We start from the raw sequence: 18,045 nt of genomic DNA, 5'->3' as shown, positions 1-18,045 counted from the left end.
ACCGCCGCCCGGCGCAAGTTTCCCCGCTGCCCCGGCCGCGCCCAACCGCATCCCGGCGGACAGCGGCGGCTATATATAAGAAGAAACACCCCCTTTTCCCCGCTGTCCCCCCGTCTCGGCGGAATAAACGCCTCTCTTTTTCCCGATCCTATTGCATCGGGGCCGGCCGGAGACCCGTCTGTCAAAAGCCGGCTTTCTCGCCCTGCTTTGCTCCGCTTTCCGAGCAAACAGACATCCCGGTCGCCCTCCCCATTTCGACAAAACCAATCTCGGCTAATTTTTTTGGGCAGGATGCTCAGTATTCTTCCCCCCTTTTGTGCCGTCTGCTCAAAAAAGCTTTTTTCCAGCTTTCGGTTTTTATGAGTTGCAACATTGCGGAGCCATCAAAAAAGGAGTAGGATTATCCGTGGAACGTTCACTTCACACGGGAAAGGAGGCAGGTTCTATGGAAGATTTGATCCATAACCTATTGGAGATCGACCGGGGCGCCCAAAAAAAGCTGACCGACGCCGAGACCCAGCGAAACCAGATCCTCGACTCGCTGGAAGAGCAGCAGCAGGCCCTCAGCGACGAGATCCTGGCCACGGCCAAGGCCGAGGTGGCCCAACTGCAAAGGGACAGCGACGCGCGGGTGCAGGCCCGGTCAGAGGAGCTGAAAAAGCGGTACGCCGACGCGGTGCAGGCGCTGGACGAGAGTTACCAACAGAGAAAAGACAGTCTGGTGGATGCTATCGTGCAGCGCTGCGTGGGCGGTGAGTAGGGCATGTTCACGACCTTTTCTCAAAACGCCATCCTCGCCAAGATCAAGGCCATGTACGGCAAGCGGATCACCCCCTCCCAGTACGGGGAGATGCTGCACAAGACCTCTTTGAGCGAGCTGGCGGCCTACCTCAAAAACAGCACCCACTACCAAGACGCCATGGACACAGTCAACCCGGCGGCCCTGCACCGCGGCCAGCTGGAAGCCACTGTGAGAAAAGACCTGTTTTACTCCCTGCTGCGGCTGGTGCGCTACCTGCCCGGCCGCAAGGAGCGCGAGCAGTATGTCAGCTTCTTCATCGGCCAAATCGAGATGGACCAGCTCATCGGCTGCATCAACCGGCTGGACGCCGAGGGCGAGACCCAGTTTGTCCCCGAAGTGCCCACCTTCCTGCTGGACTACCTCTCCTTTGACGCGGTGGCCCTGGGCCAGGTGGAGACCGGGCGGGAGCTGCTGGAACTGCTGGAGAAGACCCCTTACTACAAGACGGTGGAGCCCTTTGCCCTGGCCCCCGGCGAATTCGATGTCAGCAGCTGTGTCATCGCCCTGCGCCAGCAGTACTACAACCGGCTGTTCTCCCTCATCGAGGAAAACTACAAGGGCAAGACCCGGCAGGAGATGATGGACATCGTCTCCACCAGCCTGGAGCTGCAAAACATCACCAACCTCTACCGCCTCAAGGTGTATTTTCACTACAAACCCGAGGAGCTGGACCGGTTCATCGTCCACAACGAGTACTCCCGCCTCTCCGACAGGTTTTTGCAATCCCTCGCCGCGGCCCCCAACGGGGACGCCTTCATCCGGGAGATTGCGCAGAGCAGCTACAAAAACTACTTCGACAAAGACGATTTTCTCTATATCGAGTACCACACCAGCTACATCAAGTACCACTTGAGCCGCCGCCACATCAGCTTTGCCACCAAGGCGGCCACCGCCTTTCTGGCCTATGTGACCCTGGGCACAGTGGAGTGCGACAACATCACCCACATTGTGGAGGGCATCCGCTACGGGGTGCAGCCGGAGGACATTCAAAAGCTGCTCATCATCTAGGCGGCGCCACCGCCTGGAGAAACGCCTGACGCGAAAGGAGAATCACGCACTATGGCAATACAGAAGACGACCCTGGTCAGCCTGATCGGTCGCCTGGAAAATTTGGACGAGGTGGTCTTGCGGCTGAGCCGGCTGGACTACTTCCACCCGGAGGAGATCACCTCCAAGAGCGGGGCGGTCTCCAAGGCCGCTTCCGCCGAAAACCCCTACACCGAGCTGGCCGACGCCCTGCGCTCGGCCTGTACCGACGCCGGGCTGACCCCGGTGGCGGTGCCCGGCGACCAGCTGGAGCGCAGCAGTCACGACCTGAACCTGGCGGATGTCCGCCAGTTCGTGGAGTCGTTCCGGCAGGGGTTCGACGCGGCCGACCAAAAGGAAAAGGAGATCGCGAAGCTGGTGGAGGAACACCGCCTCAACCTCTCCCACCTGGACATGATCCGCAGCTTTCACACCAGTTTTGACGAGCTGTTCAAGGCCAAGTACCTGAAGGTGCGCTTTGGGCGGCTGCCGCTGGAAAACTACAAAAAGCTGGAGCACTACCAGGACAAACCCTTCTTCCTCTTCACCTTTTCCAGCGACAAAAACTACCAGTGGTGCCTCTATTTGACCGGGGAGCAGCACGCCGCCGAGGTGGACTCCATCATGGAGGCCCTCTACTTCGAGCGGGTGCGCATCCCCGACTACCTCCACGGCGAGCCAGAGGACGCCGCCTCCTATCTGGAGGGAAAGCTCGCCGAGGAGCAGGCGGCCCTGGAGGGCTGCAAGGGCGAGCGCGACCGGCTGGTGGAAGAGGGGCGGGAGACCCTTCTCTCCTACTACGCCACCGTCCAGTTCATGCAGGAGACCTACGGCGTGCGCCGGTTCGTGGGCACCAGCTTTGACAAGTTTGCCGGCGGCGACTACTTCGAGTTCGCCGGCTACGTCCCCGCGGGGAGGGAGGGCGACTTCGAGGCCCTCTTCGGCGACCTGCCCACCGTGGTGGTCACCGCCGAGAAGTCCGACGACGGGGCGGTCCCCATGCTGCCCGGCCTGGTGACCCACTCGATGAAGGAGGCCCACGAAAAGGGCACCCGCCCCGAGAAGCCCACCAAGCTGAAAAACAACTGGTTTGCCCGCCCCTTCGAGATGTATGTGGAGATGTACGGCGTGCCCAGCCACCGCGAGATCGACCCGACCCCCCTGGTGGCCTTCACCTACACCCTCCTCTTCGGCATCATGTTCGGCGACGTGGGCCAGGGGCTGCTGATCGTGCTGGGCGGCTTCCTCTTTGCCAAGTGGAAGAAGTCCCGCCTGGGCGAGATCATCATGCGCATGGGCATCAGCTCCACCCTCTTCGGCTTCCTCTACGGCTCGGTCTTCGGCTTTGAACACGCCCTCGACCCGCTGTACCGGGCCATCGGCTTTGCCGAGAAGCCGGTGGAGGTGATGAACGCCCAGACCATCAACGTGCTGCTCATCGGCGCCGTGGCCCTGGGGGTGGTGCTCATCCTCACCTCGATGGCCCTGAACATCTATATCGGGCTGAAAAACCGCGATTACAGCAAGGCCCTCTTCTCCCAAAACGGGGTGGCCGGCTTTGTCCTCTACGCCACGGTCATCAGCGCCATCGGCCTGCCGATGCTGGGGGTCAGCTTCTCCCTGAACCTGCCCATCATCCTCATCTGCATCGTCATCCCCATCATCTGCATCTTCATGCGGGTGCCCCTGGGCAACCTCCTGCTGAAAAAGGACGCCTTCCCCGAGGGGGGCTTTGGCGCCTATGCCCTGGAAAACATCTTTGAGATGCTGGAGATCGCCATCTCCTTTGTGGCCAACACCATGTCCTTCCTCCGCGTCGGCGGCTTTATTTTGAGCCACGCGGGGATGATGAGCGTGGTCTTCACCCTGGCGGGGATGTTCGGGCCAGTGGGCTATGCCATCACCGTGGCCCTGGGCAACCTCTTCGTCATCGGGCTGGAGGGCCTGGTGGTCGGCATTCAGGTGCTGCGCCTGGAGTTCTACGAGATGTTCGGCCGCTACTACTCGGGCGAAGGGGTGCCCTTCACCCCCATCAGCCAGATCGTGCACGAGCACGCCAACTGAGCCGCTCTGCGCGCCCACTCCCCACCGGGAAAGGCGGGCGGCCCTGTTCTAGGGCCGCCCGGAGAAACATAAATACGTTTGACAATTTCTAATTGGAGGTTTTATCACTATGGATATTCTGCTTCTGACCGCGGCCACCGCCGCCATCGCCGCCCTGTTCGTCTACCTGTTCAAGGCCCGCAAAGCCGGGAAGAAAGCCCCCTCGATGATGAAGAAACAGCTCATTGCCTTCGGCGCCACCTGCCTGGGCTCGGTCCTTCTGCCGGTGGTCAGCTACGCCGCTGAGGCCCCCGCTGCCGCCGCTTCCTCCTCCGCCGCCGGCATGGCCTACCTGGCCGCCGCCCTGGTGACCGGCCTGGCCTGCATCGGCTGCGGCATCGCCGTCGCCGCCGCCGCCCCCGCCGCCATCGGCGCTGTCAGCGAGAACGACAAGACCTTCGGCAAATCCCTGATCTTCGTGGCCATGGGCGAGGGCGTCGCCATCTACGGCCTGCTCATCTCCATCATGATCCTCAACAAAGTCTAAGCCAAAGAAGGCATCTGCAATGAAATTTTTTGTGATCAGCGACAACAGCGACACCTATATGGGCATGCGTCTGGCCGGGATGGAGGGGACCGTCGTCCACCAGTACGACGAGACGGTGGCCGCCCTCAAAACCGCCATGGAGGACCCCGACATCGCCGTGGTGCTGATGACCCAGAAGCTGGTCTCCCTCTGTCAGGACCTGGTCTACCAGTACAAACAGCAGAGCAAGACGACCCTGATTGTGGAGATCCCCGACCGGCACGGCTCCTCCCACCTGGAGGAGAACCTGGCCCGGTACATCAAAGACGCCATCGGCGTGAAGATTTGAGGTGGCTTAGATGCTTTCAAACGAAGAAAAACTGGAACTCATCCGCAAGGAGATCGAACAGACGGTGGAGGAGCAGGCAAGCGCCATTTTGAAGTCCGCCTCTCAAAAGCGGATCTCCGCCCTCTCCAACGCGGAGGCCAAGGCCAACGAGGACGCCGCCCGCTACGTGGAAAAGGCCAAAAAGGACATCCACACTCGGGAGACCACCGCCATCTCCAAGGCCACCCTGCAATACCGCACCGAGCTGCTGCAGCGCAGCGAGGGCTATGCCAAAGAGATTTTTGAGGCCGCCCGGGCCCGGCTGGTGGCCTTTCACCAGTCCCCCGAATACGCCGCTTACTTAAAGGCCCGGCTGACGGCCGTGGCCTCCGATCACTCCTTTGCCTCTGTCACCGTTCGCCTCTCCCCCGCCGACAAGGCGCTGGAAGGGCTCTGCGGCGAGGCGTTCTCCGTCCCCTGCCGGGTGGAATACGACGACGCCATCGCCGTGGGCGGCTTTGTCGCCGAGAACCTGGACGAGGGCTACGCCTGCGACGAGACCCTGGACAACGCCCTGGAGGAGCAGCGGGCGTGGTTCTACGCCAACTCGGGCCTGGTCTTAAAGGCCATCTAGGCCCTTTGCGGGGCAATGGGCCCTCCTCTGCCTGCCCAACCAACTTCTAAGGGGGTACGATATTTTTGAACACCATTTATTCCATCAACGGCCCGGTGGTGAAGGTGCGCGACACCAAGGACTTCTCCATGGGCGAGATGGTCTATGTCGGCCAGAAGCGCCTCATGGGCGAGGTCATCATCGTCAATGATGCGGCCACCACCATCCAGGTCTACGAAGAGACCTCCGGCCTGCGGCCCGGGGAGCCGGTGCTGGGCACCGGCAGCCCCATCAGCGTCACCCTGGGGCCGGGCATCATCTCCAACATCTACGACGGGGTGCAGCGCCCCCTGGGAAAGATCGAAGAGCAGGAGGGCGCCTTCATCGGCTCCGGCGTGGAGATTCCCTCCCTCGACCCCGAGCGGGAGTGGGACGTCACCGTCCTCGCCAAGCCGGGGGAGCAGGTCTCGCCCGGCCAGATCATCGCCACCTGCCCTGAGACCTCTCGCATCGAGCACCGGGTGATGGTGCCGCCCCACCTGAGCGGCACCGTCCTCACCGCCGCCGAGAGCGGTCCCCACCGGGTGGAGGACGTGCTCATCACCGTCAAGGACGAGCGGGGCGCCACCCACGAGGTGAAGATGTGCCAGAAGTGGCCCATCCGCACCCCCCGCCCCACCAAGACCCGCCTCCCCATCTCCCAGCCGCTCATCACCGGCCAGCGGGTCATCGACACCATGTTCCCCATCGCCAAGGGCGGCACCGCCGCCGTGCCCGGTGGCTTTGGCACCGGCAAGACCATGACCCAGCACCAGATCGCCAAGTGGTGCGACGCGGACATCATCATCTACATCGGCTGCGGCGAGCGCGGCAACGAGATGACCCAGGTGCTGGAGGAGTTCGGCTCCCTCATCGACCCCAAGACCGGCCGGCCCCTGACCGACCGCACCGTCCTCATCGCCAACACCTCCAACATGCCGGTGGCCGCCCGCGAGGCGTCCATCTACACCGGCATCACCCTGGCCGAGTACTACCGGGACATGGGCTACCACGTGGCCATCATGGCCGACTCCACCTCCCGCTGGGCCGAGGCCCTGCGCGAGATTTCCGGCCGCTTGGAGGAGATGCCCGCCGAGGAGGGCTTCCCCGCCTACCTGCCCTCCCGCATCGCCACCTTCTACGAGCGCGCCGGCTACATGGTCAACCTAAACGACAGCGAGGGCTCCATCTCCATCATCGGGGCCGTCTCCCCCCAGGGCGGCGACCTCTCCGAACCGGTGACCCAGAACACCAAGCGGTTCGTCCGCTGCTTCTGGGCGCTGGACAAATCCCTGGCCTACGCCCGGCACTACCCGGCCATCAACTGGACCACCAGTTACAGCGAGTACCTGGACGACCTGGCCGGCTGGTACAACGCCCACCTGGGCGAGCGCTTCCTGCGCTACCGCAGCCGGATGGCCCAGATCCTGCAGGAGGAGAGCCAGCTGCTGGAGATCGTCAAGCTCATCGGCGCCGACGTGCTGCCCGACGACCAGAAGCTCATCATCGAGGTGGCCAAACTGGTCCGCACCGGCTTCTTGCAGCAAAACGCCTTCCACAAAGAGGACACCTATGTCCCCCTGGAGAAGCAGCTGGAGATGATGCGCACCATCTGGTACCTCTACAAAAAGGCCCTGATCGTGGTGAACGAGCGCCAGATCCCGGTCACCACCATCGCCGGCAGCGGGCTGTTTGACAAGATCAACAAGATGAAATACGACATTGAGAACGACCGGCTGGACAAATTTGACAGCCTCCGCCAGGAGATCGACTCCACCCTGGCGGCCATGAATTAGAGAGGGGGCGGCGAGTTTGAGTTTACAGTATGTAGGACTAAAAGAGATCAACGGCCCCCTGGTGGTGCTGGACAAGGTGCAGGACGTCAGCTTTGACGAGATCGTGGAAATTCGACTGGACAGCGGCGAGACCCGCACCGGCCGCATCGTCGAGATCGAGGGCGAGCGGGCGGTCATCCAGGTGTTCGAGGGGACCGAGGGCCTCTCGCTGAAAAACACCAAGACCCGCCTCACCGGGCACACCATGCAGATCCCCCTCTCCCCCCAGATCCTGGGGCGGATCTTCTCCGGCGCGGGCCGCCCCATCGACAACCTGGGCGAGATCCACGCCACCGAGTTTGCCGACGTCAACGGCAAACCCATCAACCCGGTCTCCCGGGTCTACCCCCGAAACTACATCCAAACCGGCATCTCCTCCATCGACTGCCTGGCCACCCTGATCCGCGGGCAGAAGCTGCCCATCTTCTCCGGTTCGGGAATGAGTCACAACAAGCTGGCGGTGCAGATCGTCAAGCAGGCCAAGATCGGCGACGGGGAGGACTTCTGCATCGTCTTTGCCGCCATGGGGGTGCAAAACGACGTGGCCGACTACTTCAAGCGCAGCTTTGAAGAGGCCGGCGTCATGAGCAACGTGGTCATGTACCTCAACCTGGCCTCCGACCCCATCGTCGAGCGGATCATGACCCCCCGCTGCGCCCTGACCGCGGCCGAGTTTTTGGCCTACGAGCTGGGCAAGCACGTGTTGGTCATCATGACCGACATGACCTCCTACTGCGAGGCGGTGCGGGAATTCTCCTCCTCCAAGGGCGAGATCCCAGCCCGAAAGGGCTTCCCCGGCTACCTCTACTCCGACCTGGCCAGCCTCTACGAGCGCGCCGGCATCATCAAGGGGAAAAACGCCTCGGTCACCCAGATCCCCATCCTCACCATGCCCAACGACGACATCACCCACCCGGTGCCCGACCTGACCGGCTACATCACCGAGGGGCAGATCGTTCTGGACCGGGGGCTGGACAACCAGGGCATCTTCCCGCCGGTCTCGGTGCTGCCCTCCCTCTCCCGTCTGATGAAGGACGGCATCGGCGCCGAGTACACCAGAGAGGACCACTCCGCCGTCTCCAACCAGCTGTTTGCCTGCTATGCCCAGGTGCAGGACGCCCGCAGCCTGGCCTCGGTCATCGGCGAGGAGGAGCTCTCGGACACCGACAAGAAGATTTTGGTCTTTGGGCGGGAGTTTGAAAAGCGCTTCCTCAACCAGGGGGAGGACGGCGGCCGCACCATCGACGAGACCCTGGACCTGGCCTGGGAGCTGCTGAGCATCCTGCCCCGGCAGGCCCTGGACCGCATCGACAACAAGCTGGTGGACCAGTACTACCGCCCGGAGATCTTTGAGGCCTTCAACAAGGAGAACGGCTGATGGCCGGGCAGGTATTCGCCACCAAGGCCAACCTGATGGCCACCCGCAAATCCCTGGACCTGTCCAGCCTGGGCTTTGACCTGCTGGACCGCAAGCGCAACGTCCTCATCCGCGAGCTGATGCAGCGGGTGGACGAGGCCAAGGCCATCAAGGACGAGGTGAGCGCCACCTTCCGCCAGGCCTACTTTGCCCTGCAGCAGGCCAACATGTCCCTGGGCAAGATCGACCACCTGGTGGGCAGCGTCCCGGTGGACGACAGCTTGCAGATGACCTCCCGCAGCGTGATGGGGGTGGAGATCCCCCACCTCACCTACGAGGACGCCGACCCCCGGCCGGTCTACGGTTTCGAGCTGTCCAACTCCAAATTCGACGACGCCTACCGCAAGTTTCAAAAGGTCAAGGAGCTGTCGGTCCGCCTGGCGGAGGTGGAGAACAGCGTCTACCGGCTGGCCGGGGCCATCCGCAAGACCCAGAAGCGGGCCAACGCCCTGGAGCACATCATCATCCCCGACCTAAAGGCCACCGAAAAGGCCATCACCGAGGCCCTGGAGGAGAAGGACCGGGAGGAGTTCTCCCGCCTGAAGGTGATCAAGGCGCAGAAGGAAAAAGCCGCCCAGGCGGCCGATGACCGATCCGCTTGACCGCCCCCACGGCCCCAGATAAAAAACAGGCGAGCAGCTTGCCCGCCTGTTTTTTTGCGCCCTATTTCCTCAGAGCCCCGCGCCCCCGCTGTGCTGCAAAATGGCCTCCACCGTCTCCTCCGGGGTCTGTTCCGAGCTGTCGAGCCAGAGGCCGAGACGGGGGGTCTCCCGCAGGAAGTCGGCGCAGAGCCGCTCCACCGCAAAGCCGGTGTAGCCGGTCTTGCCCCGCCCGGCCTCCCGCCGCCGCACCACCTCTGCCCGCGGGCAGAGCACCACTGTGAAGACGGGGTATCCCCGCAGCAGCTCGAGCATCTCGGGCAGCGCCCGGCCGTAATAGTTGTCCTGCAAAACCACCGTGAAGTCGGCCTCGCAGTACGTCTTGGCCGCCTGGGCGGCCAGGCGGTAGCGCAGGGCCAACTGGTCGAGGGCCCCCTGGGTGGGGGGCTCGCTCATCTCCTCCCTGCCGGCGACGATCATCCGCCGAAAGACATCCCCCCGCAGGTGCACGCCCCGCGCCATCCGCTCGGCCAGCAGCTGGGCCACGGTGGACTTGCCCGCCGCCATCACCCCGGTGATGAGATAGATCCTCCCCGCCATCGCCTGTTCCTCCCCTCTGACGTGTGAGGGCGGCCCGCCTGGGCGCCCCCCTCTCTGGCCACCAGTATACCGCCCCGGGGCCGGTCGCCGCAACCCCTTCCTCCCACCCCCAATCGACAAATGGGGACAAAGATGTTACACTGAACAGGTCAAACCGGCCCGATGCGGCCGCCAGAAAAGAGGAGAGCGCCATGCCAGAATTGCCAGAAGTCGAAGCCGTCAAGCGGGTCGTCGAACCCCAGATCCGGGGCCGCCGCATCCAGCGGGTCACCGCCCACAACCCCAAGGTCATCGCCCGCCCGGGGGCGGAGGAGTTTTGCCGCCTGGTGCAGAGGCAGACCTTCTCCGCCATCGACCGGCGGGGCAAATTTCTCACCCTGCACCTGGAGAGCGGCGACCGACTCGTCCTCCACCTGCGGATGACCGGCAACCTCCTGCCCACCCCCGGCGGCCACCCCCAGGAAAAGCACACCCATCTGGTCTTCACCCTGGACGACGGCAGCGAGCTGCGCTACATCGACCTGCGCCGGTTCGGCCGCTTCTGGCTCCTGCGGGCGGGGGAGGAGGACCGCTTTACCGGCATCGACCGCCTGGGGCCCGAGCCCTTTGACCCCGCCTTTGATGCCGCCTACCTGGCCGAACAGCTGGCGCGGCGCAAAAAGGCGGTCAAGGAGTGCCTTCTCGACCAGTCCATCGTCGCCGGCATCGGCAACATCTACGCCGACGAATCCCTTTTTGCCGCCCGCATCTGCCCCACCCGCCCGGCAAACACCCTCACCCCGGAGGAGGTCGCCCGCCTGACCCGGCAGATCCCCGCCATCCTCCAGGCCGCCATCCAGGGCAAGGAGACCTCGCCCGAGGAGTACTTGGCCAGCGGGGGGCGCAACTACCGGGGCAGCTCCTTCTTTCAGGTCTACGGCCACGGGGGGGAGCCCTGCCCCGCCTGCGGCGCGCCCCTCTGCCGAACCGTCATCGGCGGGCGCAGCAGCGTCTACTGCCCCTGCTGCCAGCCCCCACTGACAAAAGGAAGGTGATTTCAGTGCTCATCAGCAAAATCCGCACCTCCGAAGAACAGGCCGCCTATCTCGCCGAACTGCGGGACTGGCTGGAGGGGGAGCGGGACACCCCCGTCGAGGAGATGTCCTCCTTCTTCGCCCACCGGCTGGACCAGTACGAGGGCGTTCACCTGGCCCACTGGGCGGCCGAGTACGAGGCGCTGGCCGACTACCTGCCCGACGGCCTCTCCACCCTGCTGGACATCGGGTGCGGCACCGGGTTGGAGCTGGCCTCCATTCTGCGCCGCTTCCCCGACCTGCGCGTCACCGGCATCGACCTCTCCGCCCCCATGCTCGAAAAACTGCGGCAGAACTACCCCTCTCCCCGGGTGGAGACCATCTGTGCCGACTACTTCAGCTATCCCTTTGAAGGGCGGCAGTACGACGCCGCCCTCTCCTTTGAGACCCTCCACCACTTCCCCTACCAAAAAAAGAGGGAGATCTACCGCAAACTCTACCGGGCCGTCCGAAGCGGCGGCTGCTATCTGGAGTGCGACTACCTGGCCTGCTGCCAGGAAGAGGAGGACCTCTGCCTGGCCGAATACCACCGCCGCCGGCAGGCAAGCGACCTGCCCGAAGGGGCGTTTGTCCACATCGACATCCCCCTTACCCTCGCGCACCAGACCGAACTGCTGACCGAGGCGGGCTTTGCCCGCGTCGAGCTGCTCTATCAAAACGAGGGCACCGCCCTCCTGCGGGCGGAGAGGGAATAGGTCGGCGCGCCTTTTCCCGGGGAGGCTGCGTCCCCGCCAAGGGGGCGCCCAGCCGCATCTCCCGCCAAACGCAAAGTTCACCCATTCGACCTCTCTGCACAAGGGGGAACGGGCATTTGCTCGTTCCCCCTCTTTTTATCGCCCCCCCCTTTGACCCCCCGACCAGAACCGCCCCCTTTCCGCCCGGCACAGGGGTTGGGACAGCCCCTTCTAAAAGGCGGGCGAACAGCTGCTCCCTACAAATCGTACCGTTTCACCATCTCCTTTGTAGCTGTGTAGTAATTCCTGATTCTGCCCACTTGCAGCAGCGCCTTTTCCCGTTCAACCAAATCCACAAACACCTTTGACAGGCCGTCCCACTCCCTGATATCCCCCCGCTCTTGCAGCACCCACCCCATCTGTTCAAGGGTGAAGTTGCCTTTGAGAGAGTTGCGCATCATCGAGGTAGTGGCCCAGTTCTCCGGTCCATCTTCCCCTCCCAGTGAAAGGGGGCAGATGTGGTCGATTGTGGGGTGGTCGTTCCAGTAGGCCAGGTGGCACTCACCCGTTTTCCAATGTGCTTGATAGGGAAAGGCGTCCGGGATCATCTCCGAAATGGCGCGCAACACTCCCGGATTCACCAGGCGCTCTCCAGAGTACCGGTCGATAAAGCCGTCCTTAAAGAACTGCTCCACCATCTGCCGGACGGTATATCTTCTCCCTCTTCTCTCAACAGGGACAAAGGGATATTCTTCGTCGATTATCCGTTTTGCCGAATCGACCTCTCCGCCGTTTAGATAGGCCACTGCTTGAACCAACACCTCTACTCTGGAATCACCCACGGGAAATCCTCTCCTTTCACTCTGCTGTCTATCATACCACAGGGGCCAAATAAGCCCCATTGCCTCGGTGTGAAGGCGTCGTATCTTGGCGCCACCCGCGGCGGGGCGACAGGGACGCGGCCTGCCCCAAAGACGCAGCAGTCCCCATTTCAACGCACACTTCCCACAAGAGGATGGGAAATCAAATAAAATCGCTCTTTTTTTATTTTTCGCTTGCAATAGTGTGTGATACACACTATAATGAAATTGCAAATACAGTGTATTGCTTATCACCGCCTGTCTGTCAGGCATCAAAAGGGGGGATTTCAATGGGCAAAGACGACCTGTTGGGCAGCTTGGAGCAAGAGCTGCGGCGGGGGACTCTCGTCCTCTGCACTCTGGGGCTGCTGCGCCGCCCCATGTACGGCTACCACCTGGTCAGCACCCTGGCGCAAAAGGGCATCCCGGTGGAAGCGGGCACCCTCTACCCGCTGCTGCGCCGGTTGGAGGGACAGGGGCTCCTGCGCAGCGTGTGGGAGACCGACGGGGCCAAACCCCGCAAGTACTACTCCCTCACCCCGGAGGGGGCTGTCGTCTACCGGCAGCTACAAGAACAGTGGAAACAGCTCTCCCACAGCGTGGAAGAGATTGAAAAGGAGGCAGAAAATGACCTTTGAAACCGTCGAGCGCTACCTCTACGCCGCAACCAAAGACCTGCCCAGGAAAAGCCGTGCCGACATCGAGCGGGAGCTGCGGGTCGACATTGCCGACATGCTGGAGGCCCGCTGCCAGGGCCGAGCGGTGGAGGAAAGCGACATCCGCGCCGTTTTAGAGGGGTTCGGCCCCCCGGAGGCCCTCGCCCGCCGCTACGGCGCCCGCGAGGGGCGCGGCCTCATCAGCCCCCTCTGGTACGGCCCCTACAAGGCCGCCCTCGCCGTCTCCCTGGGCGGGTGTGCCGCCATCCACTTTGCCATCTGGGGGATCGGCGCACTGATCAGCCTGTTAAAGGGCAGCGGCATCTCGGTCGCCCCCTCACCCCTCTTCCTGCTGCGCTCCTTCTTCACCTGGGCTTTCCCCCTCTTCGCCGTCGTCACCCTGGTGGTCGCCCTTCTCGACCGCCTGGGGGTGCCGGGCAGGCGGGAACAGCCCGCCGACTGGATCTCCGCCCTCCCGCCCATTCCCGCCGAGAAGGCGCGCATCAGCCGGGGGGAATCCATCGCCGGGGTGGTGGGGGCCGCCGTCATGGTGACCGTCATGCTCAACTTTTCCGCCCTCTCCGCGGCCGCGTTTGCCGGGCAGGGGCCGATACAGCTGCTGTCCCCACAGGCAGAGGGGCGGTTCGTCGCCGGGGCGATCCTCCTCTTCCTGCTGGCGGGCATCGTCCACCTCTTTGCCCTCATCGAGGGGCGCTACTCCATCCGCTATGCGGTGGTCTCCACCGCCCTTCACTTCTTCACCGGCGGGATCGCCTACTTTTCGCTCCGCATCCAGCCCTTTTTCAGCGGCGAGCTGATTGCCCTGGTGGAGCAAAACACCTCCGCCAACTTCCTTCCCCTCTTTCTCCACCTCAACGACATCGTCCTGGCCTGTATCCTCTTCTCCCTGGTCCTCGACACCGCCGAGACCCTCTACCGCACCGCCCGCTACGGCTGCCGATAGCCACTCCCCACCCTCCCGAGAGAGGGGGCGAAGCAGGTTTGCGCCCGCCCCGCCCTCTCTCTGTCTTTTTCCGCCGCCATCGCCTCTGCGGGAGGTTTTTTCACAAAACACCCCGCCGCAACCGATACTTGCCCCCCGGTTGCTGGCCCTTTGCCCCGGGGTGTGGTATCCTTGGGGCGAGGTGAGAAGAGATGTCCCTTCCAGAAAACATCCGCGAGGCCCGGCTGCAGGTCGGTCTCTCGCAAGAACAGGTGGCGGAGGCCCTCGGGGTGAGCCGGCAGGCCGTCTCCCGCTGGGAGCGGGGCGCCAGCCGGCCCAGCACCGCCAACCTCGTCGCTCTGGCAACCCTGTTTCATCGGTCGGTGGAACAGCTCACCGGCCGGTACGCCTCCTCCCCACAGGTGGAGGAGGGGACCAAGCGCATCTGCGATCGGTGCGGCCGGCGCGCCGTCTTCTACGGCGACCCCGGGCGGGAGAGCGCCTTTTGCAGCGAGGAATGCCGGGCCGCCTACGGCCGGGAGATGGCGGGCATTCAAAAGCACCTGAAATGGTTTTGGGCGGGTGTGATTGCCGCCTGCGCTCTGATGGTGGGCGGCTCCTTTTTTAAAGCGGTCTTCCCCACCAACTGTACCGTCGGGGGCGGCATGACCCTGCTGGGGGCGACCCTCATCCTCTTTCCCTTCTGCACCCCGCAGACCTATGCCAAGTTGGGCCTGCGCCGCGCCTCTATCCTGGGGCGGGTGCTGGGCTGCGCCGTCGAGCTCTACGGCCTGTACATCCTCTTTTGGGGATGAGCAGGAAAAAAGAACAAAAAATAAAAAAGGGCGTTTTTTCAAATTCGTTTGCCGCTGCATAAATCCCACCCTTCCACCCATACTAGAGGTGAAGCGTTTGCAAGGCGCTGTCATTTTCAATATTTCTGCGGATGGAGGTACCATTTGTATGGGAGTCGTATCCAAAATCGCCCTGGTACTGGTCATCATCGGGGCCCTCAACTGGGGGCTGGTGGGCATCTTTTCCTTCGACCTGGTGGCCTACCTGTTCGGCGGAATGGCCTCTCTGGTGAGCCGGATCATCTACACTGTGGTGGGGATCGCCGGGATCTGGTGCATCGCCCTGCTGTTCAAAGACAGCCGTGCGCTGGATGTCACCGAGTAGACACGGGCGCAAAATCCACAAAAAAGGGGCTTGGCAACTGCGCAAATGCAGTGGCCGCGCCCCTTTTTTGCAGCCTCTTTTTGTGGTATGATAGCCGAAGAGCAGCTGTCGGGCGATCGCCGCGGGGCCGAGACCTCGCTCCGCACGCGCCTGTTGACAGCTGAAAAATCGCAAAAGCGAGAAAGAGGTGTTCGCATTGGAGAATCTGTTTTTGGACCGCGCCAAGCAACTGGAGGAGGAGATCTGCTGGTACCGCAGGGCGGTGCACAGCTATGCAGAGGTGGGGCTGGACCTGCCCCAGACCACGGCTCTGGTCGCCGAGAAGCTGCGCTCCTTCGGCCTTGACCCCCAGCCCTGCGGCCCAGGCATCGTGGCCCTGGTGGGCAAACCGGCCGGCACCGGCAAGACCTTTCTGCTGCGCGCCGACATGGACGCCCTTCCCATGCGGGAAGTGACCGGCCTCCCCTTTGCCGCAGACAACGGCAACTGCCACTCCTGCGGGCACGACTGCCACACCGCCATGCTGCTGGGCGCGGCCAAGCTGCTCAAGGAGCGGGAGGGCGAACTGGAGGGCACCGTCAAGCTGATGTTCCAGCCCGGCGAGGAGCAGCTGGCCGGGGCCAAGGCCATGGTGGAGGCCGGGGTGCTGGAAGGACCTAAGGTCGACGCGGCCATGGCCATCCACCTCTCGGTGGGGCTGCCCGACTCCTACACCGGGGCCGTTCAGTACGTGCGGGGGACCGCCGCCAATTCCGGCGACATGGTGCGCATCACCGTCAAGGGCTTTGGCACCCACGGCTCCACCCCCCAGCTGGGGGTGGACGCCATCAGCGTGGCGGCCCACATTGTGGTGGCTTTGGAAGAGGTCATCGCCCGCGAGGTCTCCACCACCGAGGGCTCGGTGATGATCGTCGGCAAGATCGAGGGCGGCGACACCTGCAACACCGTCTCCGGTCACTGCGTGATGGAGGCGTCCATCCGCGCCACCACCCACGAGCGCCGCGAATTTTTGAAAAAGCGGATCAAAGAGGTGGCCGAGGGCACCGCCCGGGTCTACCGGGCCGAGGCCGAGGTGGAGTTTGTCTACGGCATGCCCCCCCTGGTCAACGACGCCGACACCTGCGACGAACTGGCCGCCTACTGCGCCAAGGTCGTCCCCGAGAAGGACGTACAGGCGGTCCCCCCCTCCAGCGGGACCGAGGACTTTACATACGTGGCCCAGTACGTCCCCTCCTGCTACCTCAATCTGGGGGCCGGCAGCATCGGCGAGGGGCACCAGTGCTCGATGCACAACCCCGGCATGGTGCCGGAGGAGTCGGTCCTCCCCACCGGGGCCGCCCTCTACGCCCAGTGCGCCCTGGATTGGCTGAAGGCCCACAAGTAAAGGCCGCTTCTGTCCCCACTGAAAACAGGGGCCGCCCCTCTCTGGCAGAGAGGGGCGGCCCCCTTTTTTGTTTGGTCAAAGGGCAGAAAAAGAGCCCGCGCCCCCTGTGGCGCGGGCTCTTGCCGTCAAATGGATCTATTTCTCGATCAGTTCCAGGGTGTCCCGGGCGATCATCAGCTCTTCGTTGGTGGGGATGACCCAGGCCTCCACCTTGGAGCCCTCGGCGCTGAACTTGGCGTCCTGGCGGGAGGCGGCCTTGTTCTTCTCCTCGTCGAAGGAGAGACCCAGGGCCTCCATCTCGCGGCAGACCTCGGCGCGGAAGACGTCGTCGTTCTCGCCGATGCCGCCGGTGAAGATCACCGCGTCCACCCCGTTCATGGCGGCGATGTAGCTGCCGATGAACTTTTTGATCTGGTAGACCACGATCTCCAACGTCATCTTGGCCCGGTCGTTGCCGCTGTCGGCGGCCTGGCGCAGGTCGCGGCAGTCGCTGGAGACGCCGGAGAGGCCCAGGAAGCCCGACTTCTTGTTGAGCAGGTCGCTCATCTCGTCGGGGGTGAAGCCCTCCTTGTTCATCAGGTAGGTGACCACCGAGGGGTCGATGCCGCCCGAGCGGGTGCCCATGATAAAGCCGTCCAGCGGGGTGAAGCCCATGGTGGTGTCCACCACCTTGCCGTCTTTGACCGCGGCGATGGAGCTGCCGTTGCCCAGGTGGCAGGTGATGATCTTGGTGCCCTCGAGGCCGCCCTTGATTTTGCCGTAGCGGGCGGTCACGTAGCGGTGGCTGGTGCCGTGAAAGCCGTAGCGGCGGATGGAGTACTTCTCGTAGTACTCGTAGGGAATACCGAACATGTAGGCCTTGCGGGGCATGCTCTGGTGGAAGGAGGTGTCAAACACCGCCACCATCGGCATCTCCTTGCCAAAGACCTCCTGGCAGGCGCGCATGGCGATGGCCTGAGGGGGGTTGTGCAGGGGGCCCAGCTCTTTGAAGGAGAGGATGTCGTCGATGACCTGATCGGTCACCACGGTGGAGACCTTGTACTTCTCGCTGCCGTGCAGCACCCGGTGGCCGACGGCGGAGATCTCCTGCACGTTGTCGATGACCTTGCCCTCGCCAGAAGTCAGCATCTCGACCACGGCCATGAAGGCCTCTTTGTGGGTCGGGAAGGGCATGTCCTTCTCGATTTTTTTATCCCCAGCGCTGTGGGTGATGAGACCGTCTACGCCGATGCGCTCGCAGTTGCCCTTTGCCAGAACGCTCTCGTCCTGCATGTCGATGAGCTGGTACTTCAGCGACGAACTGCCGGCGTTGATGACCAATATTTTCATGAAAAAAGTTCCCCCTCAATTGATTTTTCGCCTGTCCTCGTTTGTTGACGAACACACTTGCGTACTATATAGTAGTATAAAATGGGAAAAAGTGCAAGGGGAAAAGCCGGAAGGAGGGC

General features: G+C 63.2%; 19 protein-coding genes. 16 read left to right on the top strand and 3 right to left on the bottom strand.

Annotated elements, in window-relative coordinates; all coding sequences use genetic code 11:
• Positions 1 to 445: 445 nt before the first annotated feature.
• The 9 genes from KQI11_RS08020 (at position 446) to KQI11_RS07980 (ending at position 9,231) form a co-directional block, all read left to right on the top strand.
• The gene (locus KQI11_RS08020; RefSeq protein ID WP_185914828.1) at positions 446 to 760 is read left to right on the top strand and encodes a hypothetical protein; all 315 of its coding nucleotides are present in this window, start codon (positions 446 to 448) and stop codon (positions 758 to 760) included.
• Positions 761 to 763: 3 nt separating this feature from the next.
• Entirely contained in the window at positions 764 to 1,810 is a 1,047-nt protein-coding gene (locus KQI11_RS08015) for a V0D/AC39 family V-type ATPase subunit (RefSeq protein WP_216401753.1), read from the top strand.
• 51 nt (positions 1,811 to 1,861) lie between these two features.
• Positions 1,862 to 3,892: a V-type ATP synthase subunit I gene (locus KQI11_RS08010; protein WP_185914826.1), complete on the top strand. Its 2,031-nt coding sequence runs from the start codon at positions 1,862 to 1,864 to the stop codon at positions 3,890 to 3,892.
• Positions 3,893 to 4,001: 109 nt separating this feature from the next.
• Positions 4,002 to 4,418: an ATP synthase subunit C gene (locus KQI11_RS08005; protein WP_216401752.1), complete on the top strand. Its 417-nt coding sequence runs from the start codon at positions 4,002 to 4,004 to the stop codon at positions 4,416 to 4,418.
• Positions 4,419 to 4,437: 19 nt separating this feature from the next.
• Positions 4,438 to 4,746 carry a V-type ATP synthase subunit F gene (locus KQI11_RS08000; protein WP_021660499.1) on the top strand — a complete coding sequence of 103 codons (309 nt, stop codon included), beginning with the start codon at positions 4,438 to 4,440 and terminating at the stop codon, positions 4,744 to 4,746.
• Positions 4,747 to 4,756: 10 nt separating this feature from the next.
• Positions 4,757 to 5,359, top strand: a complete 603-nt coding sequence (locus KQI11_RS07995; protein WP_185914825.1) for a V-type ATP synthase subunit E — start codon at positions 4,757 to 4,759, stop codon at positions 5,357 to 5,359.
• Positions 5,360 to 5,424: 65 nt separating this feature from the next.
• Positions 5,425 to 7,173, top strand: a complete 1,749-nt coding sequence (locus KQI11_RS07990) for a V-type ATP synthase subunit A (protein ID WP_216401751.1) — start codon at positions 5,425 to 5,427, stop codon at positions 7,171 to 7,173.
• A gap of 16 nt (positions 7,174 to 7,189) precedes the next feature.
• Positions 7,190 to 8,590 carry a V-type ATP synthase subunit B gene (locus KQI11_RS07985; RefSeq protein WP_216401750.1) on the top strand — a complete coding sequence of 467 codons (1,401 nt, stop codon included), beginning with the start codon at positions 7,190 to 7,192 and terminating at the stop codon, positions 8,588 to 8,590.
• Entirely contained in the window at positions 8,590 to 9,231 is a 642-nt protein-coding gene (locus KQI11_RS07980; RefSeq protein ID WP_185914823.1) for a V-type ATP synthase subunit D, read from the top strand. Before KQI11_RS07985 ends, KQI11_RS07980 begins: the two co-directional genes overlap by 1 nt.
• A gap of 69 nt (positions 9,232 to 9,300) precedes the next feature.
• On the opposite strand, the gene KQI11_RS07975 is transcribed toward KQI11_RS07980, so the two are convergent.
• The gene (locus KQI11_RS07975; RefSeq protein ID WP_216401749.1) at positions 9,301 to 9,828 is read right to left on the bottom strand and encodes a P-loop nucleotide/nucleoside kinase family protein; all 528 of its coding nucleotides are present in this window, start codon (positions 9,826 to 9,828) and stop codon (positions 9,301 to 9,303) included.
• Between the two features lie 191 nt (positions 9,829 to 10,019).
• Here KQI11_RS07975 and mutM point away from each other — a divergent pair, with 191 nt between their 5' ends.
• Together mutM and KQI11_RS07965 are read left to right on the top strand one after the other, a co-directional pair.
• Positions 10,020 to 10,862 (top strand): bifunctional DNA-formamidopyrimidine glycosylase/DNA-(apurinic or apyrimidinic site) lyase, encoded by an 843-nt coding sequence (gene mutM / locus KQI11_RS07970; RefSeq protein WP_216401748.1) that lies wholly within the window; start codon positions 10,020 to 10,022, stop codon positions 10,860 to 10,862.
• 5 nt (positions 10,863 to 10,867) lie between these two features.
• Complete coding sequence (locus tag KQI11_RS07965) at positions 10,868 to 11,596, top strand: class I SAM-dependent methyltransferase (protein WP_216401747.1); 729 nt, start codon at positions 10,868 to 10,870, stop codon at positions 11,594 to 11,596.
• A gap of 236 nt (positions 11,597 to 11,832) precedes the next feature.
• Here the strand turns inward: KQI11_RS07965 and KQI11_RS07960 are convergent, their stop codons facing one another.
• Positions 11,833 to 12,417 carry an HNH endonuclease signature motif containing protein gene (locus KQI11_RS07960; protein ID WP_216401746.1) on the bottom strand — a complete coding sequence of 195 codons (585 nt, stop codon included), beginning with the start codon at positions 12,415 to 12,417 and terminating at the stop codon, positions 11,833 to 11,835.
• 308 nt (positions 12,418 to 12,725) lie between these two features.
• Between KQI11_RS07960 and KQI11_RS07955 the strand changes: the two genes are divergently transcribed.
• The 5 genes from KQI11_RS07955 (at position 12,726) to KQI11_RS07935 (ending at position 16,597) form a co-directional block, all read left to right on the top strand.
• Positions 12,726 to 13,073 (top strand): PadR family transcriptional regulator, encoded by a 348-nt coding sequence (locus KQI11_RS07955; RefSeq protein WP_216401745.1) that lies wholly within the window; start codon positions 12,726 to 12,728, stop codon positions 13,071 to 13,073.
• Positions 13,063 to 14,055, top strand: coding sequence for a hypothetical protein (locus KQI11_RS07950; RefSeq protein WP_216401744.1), 993 nt, complete (start codon positions 13,063 to 13,065; stop codon positions 14,053 to 14,055). Before KQI11_RS07955 ends, KQI11_RS07950 begins: the two co-directional genes overlap by 11 nt.
• Positions 14,056 to 14,246: 191 nt before the next feature.
• Positions 14,247 to 14,849 (top strand): helix-turn-helix transcriptional regulator, encoded by a 603-nt coding sequence (locus tag KQI11_RS07945; protein WP_216401743.1) that lies wholly within the window; start codon positions 14,247 to 14,249, stop codon positions 14,847 to 14,849.
• A gap of 148 nt (positions 14,850 to 14,997) precedes the next feature.
• On the top strand, positions 14,998 to 15,213 hold the full coding sequence (locus KQI11_RS07940; protein WP_021660486.1) for a DUF378 domain-containing protein: 216 nt from the start codon (positions 14,998 to 15,000) through the stop codon (positions 15,211 to 15,213).
• A 196-nt stretch (positions 15,214 to 15,409) separates the two neighbouring features.
• Complete coding sequence (locus tag KQI11_RS07935; RefSeq protein ID WP_216401742.1) at positions 15,410 to 16,597, top strand: M20 metallopeptidase family protein; 1,188 nt, start codon at positions 15,410 to 15,412, stop codon at positions 16,595 to 16,597.
• A 135-nt stretch (positions 16,598 to 16,732) separates the two neighbouring features.
• Here KQI11_RS07935 and KQI11_RS07930 read toward each other — a convergent pair whose 3' ends face one another.
• A complete protein-coding gene (locus tag KQI11_RS07930; protein ID WP_216401741.1) occupies positions 16,733 to 17,926 on the bottom strand; it encodes an acetate/propionate family kinase in 1,194 nt (397 codons plus the stop codon).
• Between the last annotated feature and the right edge of the window lie 119 nt (positions 17,927 to 18,045).

This window comes from Acetanaerobacterium sp. MSJ-12, assembly GCF_018917875.1.
Taxonomy (GTDB): Bacteria; Bacillota; Clostridia; order Oscillospirales; family Ruminococcaceae; genus Bittarella; species Bittarella massiliensis.
This window is presented reverse-complemented; position numbering and strand designations above follow the sequence as displayed.